Origin of the sequence: uncultured Desulfovibrio sp. (genome assembly GCF_944324935.1) — a bacterium.
Classification (GTDB): Bacteria; Desulfobacterota; Desulfovibrionia; order Desulfovibrionales; family Desulfovibrionaceae; genus Desulfovibrio.
The window spans coordinates 1-14425 of record NZ_CALUYG010000035.1 but is presented as its reverse complement, the minus strand read 5'-3'; the positions used below and the strand labels follow the sequence as shown (position 1 = coordinate 14425).

Here is a 14425-nt window from a genome sequence, read left to right as displayed (position 1 = left end):
CCTGGCGGCGTCTCTTCCCTGATCACAGCAGGAACGACGTCAGCACATAGTCCGCCACAAGGATGAGCACGCAGGAGATGACCACCGCCGAGGTGGTGGCATTGCCCACGGCTTCCGGGCCCACGCTGTCCCGCCGCTGATGGGTGGTGTAGCCCTGGTGACAGCAGACCGTGGTCACCAGCAGCCCGAAGACCACCGCCTTGAGAAAGCCCCCTGTCACGTCGTCCAGCGTCACGGCATGGGCGATGCGGTAGAAATACGCGCCCTCGTTGATGCCCAGCATGGCCACGCCGGTGAGATAGCCGCCGATGATGCCGATGGTGTCGAAAATGGCCGTGAGCAGCGGAAAGGAGATGAGCGCGGCCACCAGCCGCGGGCTCACCAGATAGGCCATGGAGTTGATGTCCATGACGTCCAGCGCGTCGATCTGATCCGAGATGCGCATGACGCCGATCTCCGCGGCCATGGACGAACCGGCGCGCCCGGCCAGCATGATGGCCGTGAGCACCGGCCCCAGTTCCCGGATGAGCGAGAGGGAGACGGCCGAGCCCAGCATGCCCACGGAACCGAACTGCACGAGGGTATAGTACCCTTGCAGGCCCAGCACCATGCCGCAGAAAATGCCGATGAGCGCGATGACGAAAAGCGACTGATAGCCGATGGCGTACAGCTGCTGGAGGGTACGGATGAAGATGCGCCGCGTGGTGAAGATGTGGCGCACGCCCTCCAGGAAGAAGAGCGTCATGCCGCCCAGGGCGTCCACTCCGCGCAGACAGCGTTCGCCCAGACGGGCGGGGAGGGAAAAGATGTTCATGGTCTTCCTTTGCGGGAGCGGCGGATACGCTCCGCTCCCGTCGCGTCCTGCCGGCTGTCCGGCCTGCGGTCCGTCCTATTTGACCGCCTTTTTGGAAAGACGTATGGGCTTGCCCAGCCCCATACGGCGCAGCGTCTCACGGACGTTCTCCGCCTCCCGCTCGCTGCCCCGCAAAAGCACCAGCACGAGATAGACCTTGCCGCTCTTTTGCAGGCGCGTCCTCAGGCCCTTCTCTTCCAGCCGGGCCCTCAGGGCGTCGCCGTCCTCCTTGTCGCGGAAGGCCGCGGTCTGATAGACGTAATCAAACCTGGGTTCGGCCTTCTCCGTTTTTTTGGGCTCGGCCTTCTGTTCGGCACGGCGCGCGGCGGCAGGCGCTTGCCGGGCGGCGGAAGCCGTTCCGGGCGTCTGCTGCGCGGCCTGCCCCGCCCCGCCGGGCTGGATGCCCCAGGCCGCCAGGCTCTCCCCCTGCGGCCGGGCAAAGGGATAGGCGGAGGCTTTTGCCTTTTCCGGCCCGGCCTGCTCCGCCCGCTCCCCGGCCTGCGGGGCTGACGGCGCCTGCGCGCCCTGCTCCCCTTCTCCCGTCCGGGCCGCCGGCTGTCCTGCCGGCGCTGACGGCGAGCGGTCGGCTTCCGGCTCGCCTTCGCCGCCTGCCGCCCGCCCGTCGCCGCCGCGTCCGTCCTTGTGCAGCGGCAGAGGGGTATTCAGCAGATCCGCCACCCGTTCGCCCACCGTGGGCCCCGCGGGAGGCGGCGTCTCCCGCCGTGGTTCATGCAGCATGGCATCGACCCGCTCGGCGGGATTCTGCCCCTGCCCGATGATGACCCCCATGAAGAAGGCCCAGCCCACGGCCACGGCAAAGACCACCAGCAGGGCCGCCACCCCCAGGAACGGCAGATGCAGCAGCACCCGGGGAGGACGGACGGATGCCTTGGGGATGCGCTGGCGAACTCTTCGCAGGGGCTGGGGCATGGATGGACGGCGCTCCGCGGGCTTCCGACGGCCTTACATGGTTTCGGGCGCGCTCACGCCCAGGATGTCCAGTCCGTTACGCAGCACCTGTCCGATGGCCCGCAGCAGGGCCAGCCGGGCCAGGCTGCGCCCGCTGTCTTCCGCATCCAGCACCTGATGCCTGGCATAGTAGCTGTGCAGCATGCCGGCCAGCTCCATAAGATAATGGCTGACGTGATGGACGGAAAGCGTCAGGGCCGCATTGGCGATCATGTCTTCCATGCCTGCGGCCTTGCGCAGCAGGGCCAGGTCTTCCGGCGTGTCCAGCCCGGCCAGCAGGGCCGGTTCGCAGCGTTCGGGCAGGCGCATGCCGCGCTCTTCCGCCCGGCGCAGCACGGCGCAGATGCGGGCATGGGCGTATTGCACATAGTAGACGGGATTGTCCAGACTGCGCTGCTTGGCCAGCTCGAGATCGAAATCCAGCGGGCTGTCGCTCTTGCGGGAAAGGAACATGAAGCGCGCGGCGTCCGTGCCCACTTCCTTGATGACGTCGGCCAGCGTCTCAAAGGTTCCCGCGCGGGTGGACATGCTGACCGGCTGGCCGTTCTGCAGCAGGTTCACCAGCTGGATGAGCACCACGTCGAAGCTCTCGCGGGGCTGGCCCATGGCGGCGATGGCGGCGCGCATGCGCGGCACGTAGCCGTGATGGTCAGCGCCCCAGATGTCGATGAGCCACTGGTAGCCGCGCTGATATTTGTCATGGTGATAGGCGATGTCCGAGGCGAAGTAGGTCAGCGTGCCGTCGGACTTGCGCAGCACGCGGTCCTTGTCGTCGCCCAGCTTCTCCGTGGCGAACCAGTAGGCGTCATCCCTGTGATAGGTGTAGCCCGCCTTGTCCAGCGCGGCAAAGGCCTCGGCGACCTTGCCGCCCTCCACCAGCGTCTTTTCCGAGAACCAGTGCTGGTGTTCCACCCGGAAGTCGGCCAGGTCCTGCTTGATGCCGTTGAGGATGTCCCGCATGGCGCGCTCGTAGCACCGCTCCTTGCCCTCGGCCTCCGGCAGGTCGGCCAGGCCGTCGTCTTCGGCCAGCATCTCGCGGGCGATGTCGATGATGTACTCGCCCCGGTAGTAGGATTCCGGCCACTCCACGGGACGGCCCTTGAGCTCCTGCACCCGCAGCCAGACGGAAAGGCCCAGCAGACGCATCTGCAGGCCCGCGTCGTTGATGTAGTACTCCGTATCCACGGCAAAGCCCGCGCGCCGCAGCAGACGGGCCAGACTGTCGCCCACGGCGGCCCCGCGGCCGTGCCCCACATGCAGCGGGCCCGTGGGGTTGGCCGAAACGTATTCCACCAGCGTCCGGCGGCCCGCGCCCACCGGGCTGCGCCCGTAGTCCGCCCCGGCGGCCTCGATGTCCGCCACGGTCCGCCGCCAGAAATCCGGGCTGAAGGTCACGTTGATGAAGCCCGGCCCGGCCACCTCGGCTCTGAGGATGTCCGCGCAGCGTTCCGGCAGGCCGCCGGCGAGCGTCTGGGCCAGCTCGCGAGGATTCCTGCCGGCCTCCCTGGCCAGCAGCATGGCCACATTGGCGGCCAGATCCCCGTGACGGGCGTCGCGGGGCGGCTCGATGACGGCCTTGGCGGGCCAGGTGAGGCCCATTTCTTCCACCATATCCCTGAGTGCGGAACGCAGCACATCGACAGCACGCATGACAAGACTCCCGCCGCGAGGGCGCTAGACGTTGAGATTTTCCACAGATTCCAGAGAATCGACGAGCATGACCCGCAAGTCGGCCCGCGCGGCCTCGTCCAGCTGATCGAGGCACTGCCCCACCATCTTGCCGAGCACGGCCTTGGGGCCGAGCTCCAGCCAGCAGCGCACGCCGTCGGCATACTGCTGCCGCATGGTCTCGATCCAGCGCACGGAGGACACCATCTGCCGCAGCAGGCTTTCCTTGAGGCTTTCCCCGTCCGTGAGGCCCCGGCCGTGCAGGTTGGCATAGACGGCGAAGCGCGGACGCCGCCACACCGCCTTGCGCAGCAGCGGTTCCAGTTCACGGTTGGCCTTTTCCATGAGCGGGCTGTGGAAGGCCCCGCTGACCTTGAGCTCCACGGCGCGCCCCTTGAGCGGACGGACCTTGCCGCAGGCGAGGGCCACGGCTTCCTTGTCGCCGCTGATGACGTACTGGCCGGGGGTATTATAGTTGGCGATGATGAGCGGCAGGCCGCTTTCCTCGGCGGCCTCGCGCACCACGCCCTCCACCTGCTCGAGCGAAAGCTTGAGGATGGCCGCCATGCCGCCGCGCCCGTCGGGGTCGGCCTCGGCCATGAGGCGACCGCGCAGGCTCACGATCTGCAACACGCTCTCCTCATCCAGCACGCCCGCCGCCGCCAGCGCGGCGAATTCTCCCAGGCTGTGCCCGGCGGCGGCCACGGGCCGCACCCGCCCGGCCAGCGCCCGCCACAGGTTGAGGTTCACCACGGTCAGCGCCGGTTGCAGGGCGCGGGTGTCGCTCATGGCGGCGTCGTCGCCTTCCCAGAATATCTCCCGCAGGGGCAGACCGCTGACGGACTCCGCGCGTTTCCAGAGCTGCATGGCCGCGCTGTCGGCCTCGGCCAGATCGCGCCCCATGCCGGCTTCCTGCGATCCCTGACCGGGGAAGAGCAGGGCAATGGCGTTCTTCATGGCAGTTTCTCCCTAGCTGTCGGCAAAAAAATGTGAAGGGTGCTTTTTTACGTTATCCGGCCCCGGCTTGCAAGTCCCGCCGCTCGGGGATATGAGGACGGCATGCAGAAACGTTCTCCACACGGCAGCCGCGCGCGGACCGGCAGGCAGCCTTCCGGCCCGTCCGGCACTGGCGGCCCCGCGTCCGCAAAGCCGCGGACGGCCCCTCCCGTCCCGACCCCTCCCGCGCCCGAGGCGCTGGCGGACTGCGCCCGGCGGGCCGGTCTGCCCGTCCCCGAGCAGGCCCTCCGGTCGCTGGCCCTCTACCTGACGGAACTCCTTCGCTGGAACAGCGTCATGAATCTTGTGGGGGCCCGCGACTGGCGCGAGGCGCTTGTCGACCTGGCGGGCGACAGTTTCCATCTGGCGGCCTTCCTGGCGGACCTTCCCCTGCCCGCGGCCCCCCTGCACTGGGACCTCGGTTCCGGGGCGGGCCTGCCGGGCATCCCTTTGCGCATGGTCTGGGAACGAGGGAACTACTGGCTCGTGGAAGCGCGGGAAAAGCGCGCCCTCTTCCTCTCCCGCATGCTGTACAGCCTGCGCCTGCCCCGGACGCATGTCCACCGGGGCCGCGTGGAACACTTTTTCGGCACGCAGCCGCGCGGGGCGGACTGCGTCATCAGCCGGGCCTTCATGCCTCCGGGAACGCTGCTGCCGCTGCTCGCGCCGCATCTGGCGCCGGACGGGCTGGTCATCCTGCTCTGCAACCGGCTGCCCGACGCCCTGCCTCCGGGCTGGGAGCGCGTCATGCACCGGGACTATGTCGTCCGCCGCCGCGCGGACGCCGCCTCTTCCACCGGCGAGACGCGCCGCTTCCTGGCCGTTCGCCTGAGCCGCGAGGGGGCCGGCGTCCCGTCCGGCGTCGTACCGTTTGCCGAAACCCCTTCCCGTGAGGTTCGACAGTGATCGAGACCACTCCCGACCCCTTGTCCGCGGAGCGTGCCGCCTCGGAAGCCGTGCGCGAGGCGCTGCACAGCCGGCAGAGGTCCCGCTTCTGGCTGCGCGGCCTCATCTGGGCGCTTGTGACCGTGGGCCTGGCCTTCACCCTGCGCCTGCTGGAATGGCCCTGCTGGCAGAATCCCGAATATCGTCTGGGCAGTGAATGGCTGCTCGCCACCAACGACGCGTATCACTGGGTGGCCGGGGCCGAGGGCATGGGCCTGGCCGTGGGACATCCCATGGCCGAGATGCTCAAGGGTATGGCCGCCCTGCTGGGGACCTATCCCGCCGCCGTGGCCTTCTGGTTCCCCATGCTCCTTTCCACGCTGGTGGCGCTCATCGTCTTCGTCTGGGTCTGGGCGCTGGGCAGCATGGAGGCCGGCATGGCGGCCGGGCTCATCACCACCATCGCCCCCGGCTTTCTGGCCCGGACGCTGCTGGGCTATTACGATACCGACCTCGTCACCCTCTTCTTCCCCCTGCTTATGACGCTGGCCCCGGCCTGCTGGGCCATGCGCTACATGCTTCTGCCGCATACGCTGCTGAAACGGCTCATCCATACCTCGGGACGGGTCATGGCCCGCCGGATCATAAGCGCGCAGGCCCCGGCGGCCGTGCGCCTCGGCTATCCGCTGCGCAAGCGCTGGGTGCTGCTGCTCACCCTTTCCGGCCTCATCTCCTGGTGGTCGCAGGAGTGGCATTCCGTCTTCCCCTATCTCATCCGCTACAATGTGGGGCTGCTGGCCTTTATGAGTCTGGTCATGGCCCCGCAGGGACGGCGCGGCCTGCTGCTGCTGGGCTCCCTGGCCTATGCCCTGCCGGCGCTGGCCGGGCTGCCCGGTCTTGCGGGCAGCGCCATCATCCTGGTGGCGGGCATGGCCCGCACGGAATGGGCCCGCAGCCTGCGCGCCCTGCTCAGCCGTCCGCTCGTCCTCGTCCTGCTCTGGGCGGGCGTGGCCGCGCTCATGCTGGGCGGCGGCATCCTGAACACGCTGATCTACCACTTCGGCGCGTACACCAAACGATCGGGCGACGCCGCCACCACGGCCGCCGGCACGGTGCTCGTCTACCCCTCGGTGGCCCAGTCCATCACCGAAGTGCAGGACCTGAGCCTCATGGCCCTGCTTTCCTACTTCCATCCCTGGATGGAAGCCGCCCTGCTGGGGCTCGTGGGCTTCGTCTGGGTGCTCATCCGCCGCCCCGGCGCGCTCTTCCTGCTGCCGCTGGCCGCTCTCGGCCTGCTCAGCACCAAGATGGGCGGCCGTATGGTCATGTTCGGCGCGCCCATCGTGGCCGTGGGCCTGACCCTGCCGCTCTACTGGATCCTCCAGCGCGTCCTGCGGGACAGCCTGCGCGGCGCGGTGGCCGGCCTTGTGACCTCGGCCGTGCTCATCGGCCTGCTGGTGGCCCCCTTCGCGAGCATCATCCAGGCCATGTCCCAGGGCCCCATGATCAACCGCCGCCACGCCGACGCCCTGACCCGCGCGCGGGACGTGACCCCCAAGGACGGCACGCTCTGGCTCTGGTGGGACTGGGGCTACGCGGCCCACCATTTCGCCCGCCGCGCCACCATTGCCGACGGCGCCCTGCACAATGGCCCGTGGCTCTATCTGCCCGCCGCCGTCTTCGCCACGAACAACGCCCGCTTTGCCCGCCAGCTCATCCGCTACACGGCCCTCAAGGGCGGCGAGGCGGACGATGTCTTCCGCGGACTGGACGGCGAGGCGGCCCAGGCCCTCATGGACAAACTGCGCTCGCCGGACACCCCGCTGGTGGAAGCGCGCGGCAAGCAATATCTCGTCGTCAGTTACGAGATGCTGCGGCTGGGCTTCTGGATCAGCAATTTCGGCAGCTGGAACTTCCGCACCAGGGAAGGGGAAGGCGGGGCCATGTCCATCGTCACACGAGCGCTGGCCTACAATCTCAAGGAAGGCGCCGTGCAGCTCGAGGGCAGCCCGGCCCCCATCTACACGGCCACCATCAGCGTCTTTGACGAGACGGGTGTCGTCACCCGCGACTATGTGCAGGAATGGGCCGACGCCCACCCGCAGGCCAGCCCGGAAGAGCAGAACGCCTTTTTGAGCAGCCGCCGCAATGTGCATTGCCTCTTCAATCGGGTCACCGGCGAAAAACTCGTGCTGGACAGCGGCATCTATGACTCCCTCATGGTCCAGCTCCTGCTGGCCTCGCCGCAGGACACCCGCTTCTCCCCCTACTTCAAGCTGGTGTACGACAACGTTTTCGCCCGCATCTACGAGGTGCTGTAGGTTCCTTGGCGCAGCAGCGTATTTTTTTGGGGGGAAGGGGAACCCCTCCGCCGGCGCGGGAGGGGTTCCCCTTCCCCCCAAGCCCCCCCATCCCTTCCCCAGCGCGCTTTTGTCAGGAAGCGTTTTGACGTTGAAAAAGGCAAAACAAAAGACGGCGGGACAGCACCGTCCGGACAAAAATTGGAGAGGGCGGTCAGTAGGACCGTGCCCGTTATGACGCAGGAAGCTACGGGCATCGACAGCAGAGCGCGACCGAAAGGCGGCCGTAGGCCGTGCCCGTTAGGCGACGCAGGAGCCTTACGGGCATCGACAGCAGAGCGAGGGGTTCCCCTTCCCCCCCAACAAAAATTCCCGCCCCGGCCTTCCGTCTCATTCGTGATGATAGGGGATATTGCGGGCGATGCACTCCGCCCGGTAGAGCTGTTCCAGCAGCAGGACGCGGGCCAGCTCGTGCGGCAGGGTCATGGGGCCGAGACAGAGGGTGCGGCGGCCCGCGGCGCGGATGCGGTCATCCAGCCCGAAGGGCCCGCCGATGATGAAGCAGGGCCGCCCGGCGGCCTGCCGGTCGAGGTCCTGCAGCAGGGACGCGAACTGCGGCGAGGTCAGGCTCGCGCCACGCTCGTCGAGGATGAGGGGGATGTCCTGCGGGCTCAGCGCCTCCAGCAGTCGTTTGCCCTCCTGCTCGTTGCGGCGCGGCACGGGCAGGGAGGCGTCCCCGTCGCGCACTTCGCTCACCTCCAGCGGCCGCCAGCGCCGGATACGCTGGCCGTAATGCTCGGCGGCCGCCTTCCAGAAGGCGGTCTTGATCTTTCCCACACACAGGATACGCAAGGGTTTACCTGCCATGTTTGCCTCCTTTCCTTCCGATCCCGCTTCGCGGGCAGTCCCGTCCCCGGGCCCGCGCGTCAGCGCCGACCCGCTCGAGGCCGCGGCCGCCTTGCGGGCCGGCGGCGTCTGGGCCTTCCCCACGGAAACTTTTTACGGGCTCGGCTGCTCGCTGTTTGCCACGGACGCGGTGCGGCGGGTGTATCAGCTCAAGCGGCGTCCCGTCCAGCGCCCCCTCCCGGTGCTGGCGGGCGGCATGGAGCAGCTTGCGGCCCTCGTCCGGCTGGATGAGGCCCCGCGCGGCCTGCTGGAACAGTTCTGGCCCGGCCCGCTGACCGTGCTGCTCTCCCCCCTGCCGGAGGCGGCCTCCCGCCTGCCGGAACAGGTCTGCGGCCCCACGGGCAGGCTGGCCGTGCGGCTGACGCCGCACCCGCTCACGGCCCGGCTCTCGCGGGAAGCGGGCGCGCCCCTAACCTGCAGCAGCGCCAATCTCAGCGGCCAGCCCGCCGCCCGGCTGGCGCGGGAACTGCCGCCGGAACTGCTGGCCCCGCTGGATGGCCCGTCCGACGGCGTGCTGGACGCCGGGCCGGACCCGCGGGGCGGCCAGCCCTCCAGCATCGTGGAACCGCTGCCGGACGGCGGCCTGCGCCTGCTGCGTGCCGGAGCCGTCAGCGCACAGGCCCTGCGGACGGCGGGCTTTGCCTGCCGGGAATAGGGCATTTTCCGTTTGGAACGCTCCAGCTCTTGCGGCCCGCCGCGCCCTGACGTACCATCCTCGATCACGAGGTCAGCATGAAAAAGACGGTCACCTGCCCCCTGTGTCATCAGCACTACGAGATCTATGCCAATCCCGCGCCCACGGTGGACGTGATTATCCACGATCCGCAACGCGGCGTGGTCATCATCGAACGCGGCCACGAGCCGCTGGGCTATGCCCTGCCGGGCGGCTTCATCGACGACGGCGAACAGGCCGAGGCCGCCGCCCGCCGGGAAATGAAGGAAGAGACCAGCCTCGATGTGGAGCTGATCGGCCTGCTGGGCGTCTACTCCGCGCCCTGGCGCGATCCCCGCCGCCACACCATGAGCACGGTCTTCGTCGGGCGCACCGCCCATCCCGAACGGCTGTGCGCCGGGGATGACGCGGCCCGGGCCGCCTGGTATCCGCTGGATGCCCTGCCCGCGCCGCTCCGCTTCGATCACGGCATCATCCTCGCCCACTTCCGGGAGGTGCTGGCCGGACGGCGCACCCTTGCCCCCATCCAGCCGGACGCGCCCCACGCGCCCGATGGCCCGGCCCGGACGGACGGCGGGAAGACCGCATGAGCTACCCCAGTCTGGCGGCCTGCGTGGCCGATCTGGAACGCACGGGCCAGCTCGTCCGCATCGACGCGGAGATCGATCCCCATCTGGAGCTGGCCGCCATCCAGCGCCGGGCCTTTGCCGCCGGCGCCCCCGCTCTGCTCTTCACCCGGGTCAGGGGCTCGCGCTTCCCCCTGCTGGGCAATCTCTTCGGCACGCGCGAGCGTCTGCATTTCCTCTTCCGGCACACGCTGCGCGCCGTGGAAGGCGTGCTCGCCGCCAAGGCCGACCCCGCCGACGCCCTGCGGCATCCGCTGCGCTCGCTGCGGCTGCTCCCCGCCCTGCGGCACATGCTGCCCCGCCTGCGCCGCGGCGGCCCGGTTCCCGTCCTGTCCAGCTCCTGCCGGGTGGCCGATCTGCCCCGGCTGGTGAGCTGGCCGCAGGATGGCGGCCCCTTCATCACCCTGCCGCTGGTCTACTCTGAAGATCCGGCCCGGCCCGGCCCCGACGCTTCCAACCTCGGCATGTACCGCGTCCAGCTCAGCGGCAACGACTACGCCGAAGACGAAGTGGGCCTGCACTACCAGATCCATCGCGGCATCGGCGTCCATCACGCGGCCGCGCTGGAAAGGGGCCGTCCCCTGCCGGTGCACGTTTTCGTGGGCGGTCCCCCGGCACTGACCGTGGCGGCGGTCATGCCTCTCCCGGAAGGCCTTTCCGAACTGCGTTTCGCCGGCCTGCTGGGCGGCCGCCGCGTGGACCTGGCCCGCGCTCCCGGCCTGCCGCTGCCCGTGCTGGCCGAGGCGGATTTCTGCCTCAGCGGCTACATCCTCCCCACCTGCAAGCCTGAAGGCCCCTTCGGCGATCACGTCGGCTACTACAGCCTGCGGCACGATTTCCCGGTGCTCAGGGTGACGGCCGTGCATCACCGGCCCGACGCCATCTGGCCGTTCACGGTGGTGGGCCGTCCCCCGCAGGAAGATACCGTGTTCGGCGACTTCATCCACGAACTCACCGGCGCGCTGGTGCCCCAGGTCTTCGAGGGCATCCGTGAGGTGCATGCCGTGGACGCGGCCGGGGTGCATCCGCTCCTCCTGGCCGTGGGCAGCGAGCGCTATACCCCCTATGAGGCGCACCGCCGCCCGCGCGAACTGCTCACCGCGGCCCTGCACCTGCTGGGCACGACCCAGACCGCGCTGGCAAAATACGTCCTTCTGGCCGCGCATGAAGACGCGCCCGGCCTTTCGGCGCGGGACGTCATGGGCTTTCTGCGACATCTGCTGGAGCGCACGCATTTTGACCGGGACCTGCACTTCCTCACCCGCACGACCACGGATACGCTGGACTACACGGGCCTCGGCCTCAACGAGGGTTCCCGTCTCATCTGGGCCGCGGCGGGCGAGCCCGTGCGGCGGCTGGGCAACGGCCCGGACGATCTGGGCGACCTGCCCGCCCTGCCGGAGGGCTTCGGCGATGTGCGCTGCGCCGGGCCCGGTCTGTTCGTCCTGCGCGGGCCGCGCCATGACCTCGGCCCCAACGAACCCGACCCGCGCATGGAGGCGCTTGCCGACGCCCTGGCCCGCTGGCCCCGGCGCGAGGCCTTCCCCCTCGTGACCGTCTGCGACGATGCGGCCTTTTGCGCGGCCTCGCCGTCCAACTGGCTGTGGGTGACCTTTACCCGCTCCGACCCGGCAACGGATGTTTACGGCGTCCACGGGCGCACCCATGCCCGACACTGGGGCTGTGAGGCCCCGCTCGTGCTGGACGCCCGCCGCAAGCCCTTCCACGCCCCGCCGCTGGAGGAGGCCCCGGAGACCGTCCGCCGGGTGGAAACGCTGGCCGGGCCGGGCGGCCCGCTGCACGGCCTGCTGGGCTGACGGGCCATGACGCCCCGTCGCCGCAAGCCCCTTTTTCCTTTGGAACACGCCATAGGACGCAATGCCTAGCTGTTCCCCCTGCTCAACAAGGATGACCAAGGATAGTATCTATGAAGATCGCCATGCTGCAATGTAATGTGGTCACCGGCGACGTGGCCGGCAATGTGGAACGCATCGTGGCCGCCGCCTGTGATGCCGCCGCCCGCGGCGCCGACCTCTGTGTGACGCCGGAACTGGCCCTGTGCGGGGCCGGACCGGGCAGCTTCCTGCGCGCCGACGACTTCGCCCAGGGCTGCCGGGCCGGGCTCGACCGTCTGGCCGAGGCCCTGCGGGACGGCCCGCCCCTGCTCGTGGGCGCGCCCGTGGCCAGCTCCTATGACGAAAAACTCCTCTCCAACGCCGGCGTGCTGGTGCACAAGGGCCAGTGGCAGCCCGTTTCCCGCAAGGTCTACCAGAGCAGCGGGCAGGATGTGGAATCCCGCTATTTCGACCGGGGCGTGACCTGCGGCCTCATCTCCGTGGGCGGCTGGCGCGTGGGCGTCGTCCTCTGCGAGGACTCCTCCACCGAGGACGGCGCGTTCTGGAAGATCCAGTACGCCAGCGGCCACAGCCCGCTCATGGAGCTGATCCAGCGCGGCGTGGACGCCATCGTCCATCTGGCGGCGGCCCCCTTCAGCATCGGTTCGCAGGGCATGGCCGAACGCCTGCTCTCCCATGTGGCGGCCCGCCATCATATCCACCTCTTTTCCGTCAACCTTGCCGGCGGCTACGACAACCGCATCTTCAGCGGGCAGAGCATGGCTTTCGATCCCACAGGCCAGCTTCTCGCGCGCGGCAAGGCCTTTGCCGAAGACGTGCTGGTGGTGGATGCCGCCGTGCCAGAGAACAACACCATAGAGCCCCTGGCCTCCTGCATCGAGGAAGCCGTCTGGCGGGCGCTGACCCTCGGCGTGCGCGACTTCGTCCGCAAATGCGGCGGCGAACGTGTCATCGTGGGCCTGTCCGGCGGCATGGATTCCGCCCTCGTCTGCAGCGTGGCCGCCGAAGCCCTCGGGCCCGAGAACGTCTTCGGCGTGCTCATGCCCTCTCCCTACAGCAGCAAGGGTTCCGTGGACGACAGTCTGGCCCTGGCCGCCAATCTCGGCGTCAGAACCGTCACCCTGCCCATCGAGCCGCTCATGGACTGTTACCGCCAGAGCCTCGCCCCGGGACTGGAATGCTTCCCCCCCTGTGAAGGGGACCTGACCTTTGAGAACGTCCAGGCCCGCATCCGCGGCAGCCTGCTCGCCGCCCTGGCCAATCGTGCGCGGGCGCTCATCCTCAATACCGGCAACAAGAGCGAAGGCGCTATGGGCTATTGCACCCTCTACGGCGACGCCGTGGGCGCGCTGGCCGTCATCGGCGATCTGACCAAGACCGAAGTCTACGCCGTGGGCCGCTGGTACAATGCCTCTCGCGGACAGGAAATCATCCCCACCGCCATTTTCGACAAGGCCCCCTCCGCCGAACTGCGTCCCGGCCAGAAGGACGAAGACAGCCTCCCCCCCTACGATCAGCTCGACCCCGTGCTGGAAGGCCTGCTCGCCAGCTCCGCCCTCGGCGAAAAAGACGGCCATCCCGACGGCGACGGCGAGCTTTCCCGCGAGGTCAGGCGGCGGCTCTTCACCTCCGAATTCAAACGCCGCCAGTCCCCGCCCACCCTCTTCGTCAGCCGCGTACCCTTCGGCCCCGGCTGGTCAGTTCCCATCGCCGGCCGCTACCGCATGCCCAAGGGCGGGTAGGAAGGCTGGACGTGCTTTTTTTTGCGGGGGAAAGAGGGAACTTCTTGCAAGAAGTAATACCTGGGGACTGTTTCTAAAAAAGCTGGACATCTTGAATGACACCTGCTTTCCTGTTTGTCATGAGCAGACATGACATTTCAGATGAAAAGTGGGCGGTCATCGGTTCTATGCTGGAAAAGAAAAGGACTGAAACCAGAGGACGAAAGCGCAAAGATGATCGCCTCATGTTCAATGATATTTTGTGGATTCTGAAAACCGGGGCTCCCTGGAGGGATTTACCTGCGGAATTCGGACCATGGAATACTGTCCATAAACGTTTTCTCGAATGGACACGACTCGAAGTCTGGGATGATATCTTGCGCATGCTGTCCATAAAAGCGGATCGGGATGCCCTTATTATTGATGCAACCTTTGTCAGAGTACATCAGCACGCCACCGGCGCAAAAGGGGGCACTTTCGACAGGAAATCGGACGTACACGAGGCGGACTGACAAGCAAAATTCATGCGGTTGTTGACGCTCTTGGAAACCCCTTGCGTATATTTCTCACGGCGGGCAACGTAAACGATACGGTACCCGCCGGAGAATTATTTGCGGATTTGTCCGCGGACAAGCTCCTTGCAGATCGTGCCTATGATAGTGATGCAGTGCTGGAACAGGCACGGCAACAAAAGATGGAAGTGGTTATTCCCTCTCGTAAATGCAGACGGCATCAGCGGGAGTACGATGCCCATGTGTAGAAGGAGCGTCATCTGGTCGAATGCTTTTTTGCAACGCTCAAGTCATTTCGACGCATTGCAACCCGCTATGCTAAGAGAACATCCGGCATATTTCTTGCTATGAAAGTTTTCTCCAAAGAATACAGGCCAAAGCAGGGTAAAGCAGTCCCATAAAATTGACGAGGTAACAACAGTAGCGAGTGCGCAGACTCCGAAAACCCTTCAGCCAGGCA

Annotated in this window: 13 protein-coding genes; 8 read left to right on the top strand and 5 right to left on the bottom strand. The window is 67.7% G+C overall.

The features are described 5' to 3' along the window. Positions 1-22 precede the first annotated feature (22 nt). From Q0J54_RS08890 to Q0J54_RS08875, 4 genes are all read right to left on the bottom strand, one after another. Positions 23-814, bottom strand: a complete 792-nt coding sequence (locus tag Q0J54_RS08890; protein ID WP_296305118.1) for an ABC transporter permease — start codon at positions 812-814, stop codon at positions 23-25. Positions 815-889: 75 nt separating this feature from the next. Next, the gene (locus Q0J54_RS08885) at positions 890-1783 is read right to left on the bottom strand and encodes an SPOR domain-containing protein (protein ID WP_296305117.1); all 894 of its coding nucleotides are present in this window, start codon (positions 1781-1783) and stop codon (positions 890-892) included. 33 nt (positions 1784-1816) lie between these two features. Next, entirely contained in the window at positions 1817-3472 is a 1656-nt protein-coding gene (gene argS, locus Q0J54_RS08880; RefSeq protein WP_296305116.1) for an arginine--tRNA ligase, read from the bottom strand. 24 nt (positions 3473-3496) lie between these two features. Continuing rightward, positions 3497-4447 carry an ACP S-malonyltransferase gene (locus Q0J54_RS08875; protein ID WP_296305115.1) on the bottom strand — a complete coding sequence of 317 codons (951 nt, stop codon included), beginning with the start codon at positions 4445-4447 and terminating at the stop codon, positions 3497-3499. 102 nt (positions 4448-4549) lie between these two features. On the opposite strand from Q0J54_RS08875, the gene Q0J54_RS08870 reads away from it, so the two are divergent. Both Q0J54_RS08870 and Q0J54_RS08865 read left to right on the top strand, forming a co-directional pair. After that, a complete protein-coding gene (locus Q0J54_RS08870) occupies positions 4550-5392 on the top strand; it encodes an RsmG family class I SAM-dependent methyltransferase (RefSeq protein WP_296305114.1) in 843 nt (280 codons plus the stop codon). Next, entirely contained in the window at positions 5389-7692 is a 2304-nt protein-coding gene (locus Q0J54_RS08865) for an STT3 domain-containing protein (RefSeq protein WP_296305113.1), read from the top strand. Before Q0J54_RS08870 ends, Q0J54_RS08865 begins: the two co-directional genes overlap by 4 nt. A gap of 369 nt (positions 7693-8061) precedes the next feature. On the opposite strand, the gene Q0J54_RS08860 is transcribed toward Q0J54_RS08865, so the two are convergent. Then, entirely contained in the window at positions 8062-8538 is a 477-nt protein-coding gene (locus tag Q0J54_RS08860; RefSeq protein WP_296305112.1) for a 23S rRNA (pseudouridine(1915)-N(3))-methyltransferase RlmH, read from the bottom strand. Between Q0J54_RS08860 and Q0J54_RS08855 the strand changes: the two genes are divergently transcribed. The 6 genes from Q0J54_RS08855 to Q0J54_RS12220 all read left to right on the top strand — a co-directional run bounded on the left by Q0J54_RS08855 (position 8537) and on the right by Q0J54_RS12220 (position 14213). Then, positions 8537-9232 (top strand): L-threonylcarbamoyladenylate synthase, encoded by a 696-nt coding sequence (locus Q0J54_RS08855; protein ID WP_296305111.1) that lies wholly within the window; start codon positions 8537-8539, stop codon positions 9230-9232. The genes Q0J54_RS08860 and Q0J54_RS08855 overlap by 2 nt on opposite strands. 77 nt (positions 9233-9309) lie before the next feature. Then, positions 9310-9840, top strand: a complete 531-nt coding sequence (locus tag Q0J54_RS08850) for an NUDIX hydrolase (protein WP_296305110.1) — start codon at positions 9310-9312, stop codon at positions 9838-9840. Beyond that, a complete protein-coding gene (locus Q0J54_RS08845) occupies positions 9837-11693 on the top strand; it encodes a UbiD family decarboxylase (RefSeq protein WP_296305109.1) in 1857 nt (618 codons plus the stop codon). Before Q0J54_RS08850 ends, Q0J54_RS08845 begins: the two co-directional genes overlap by 4 nt. 110 nt (positions 11694-11803) lie before the next feature. Further along, the gene (locus tag Q0J54_RS08840) at positions 11804-13474 is read left to right on the top strand and encodes an NAD+ synthase (protein ID WP_296305108.1); all 1671 of its coding nucleotides are present in this window, start codon (positions 11804-11806) and stop codon (positions 13472-13474) included. Between the two features lie 95 nt (positions 13475-13569). Beyond that, a complete protein-coding gene (locus Q0J54_RS08835) occupies positions 13570-13965 on the top strand; it encodes an IS5 family transposase (protein ID WP_296305107.1) in 396 nt (131 codons plus the stop codon). Next, a complete protein-coding gene (locus tag Q0J54_RS12220) occupies positions 13941-14213 on the top strand; it encodes a transposase (protein ID WP_367172237.1) in 273 nt (90 codons plus the stop codon). Before Q0J54_RS08835 ends, Q0J54_RS12220 begins: the two co-directional genes overlap by 25 nt. Positions 14214-14425: the final 212 nt, after the last annotated feature.

Bases quoted from the DNA above. Each gene is read 5' to 3' on its own strand.
- Q0J54_RS08840 (WP_296305108.1), top strand. From the start codon at position 11,804: ATGAAGATCGCCATGCTGCAATGTAATGTGGTCACCGGCGACGTGGCC.
- Q0J54_RS08850 (WP_296305110.1), top strand. From the start codon at position 9,310: ATGAAAAAGACGGTCACCTGCCCCCTGTGTCATCAGCACTACGAGATC.
- Q0J54_RS08845 (WP_296305109.1), top strand. From the start codon at position 9,837: ATGAGCTACCCCAGTCTGGCGGCCTGCGTGGCCGATCTGGAACGCACG.
- Q0J54_RS08860 (WP_296305112.1), bottom strand. From the start codon at position 8,538: ATGGCAGGTAAACCCTTGCGTATCCTGTGTGTGGGAAAGATCAAGACC.
- Q0J54_RS08890 (WP_296305118.1), bottom strand. From the start codon at position 814: ATGAACATCTTTTCCCTCCCCGCCCGTCTGGGCGAACGCTGTCTGCGC.
- Q0J54_RS08870 (WP_296305114.1), top strand. From the start codon at position 4,550: ATGCAGAAACGTTCTCCACACGGCAGCCGCGCGCGGACCGGCAGGCAG.
- Q0J54_RS08875 (WP_296305115.1), bottom strand. From the start codon at position 4,447: ATGAAGAACGCCATTGCCCTGCTCTTCCCCGGTCAGGGATCGCAGGAA.
- argS (WP_296305116.1), bottom strand. From the start codon at position 3,472: ATGCGTGCTGTCGATGTGCTGCGTTCCGCACTCAGGGATATGGTGGAA.
- Q0J54_RS08855 (WP_296305111.1), top strand. From the start codon at position 8,537: ATGTTTGCCTCCTTTCCTTCCGATCCCGCTTCGCGGGCAGTCCCGTCC.
- Q0J54_RS08885 (WP_296305117.1), bottom strand. From the start codon at position 1,783: ATGCCCCAGCCCCTGCGAAGAGTTCGCCAGCGCATCCCCAAGGCATCC.
- Q0J54_RS08835 (WP_296305107.1), top strand. From the start codon at position 13,570: ATGACACCTGCTTTCCTGTTTGTCATGAGCAGACATGACATTTCAGAT.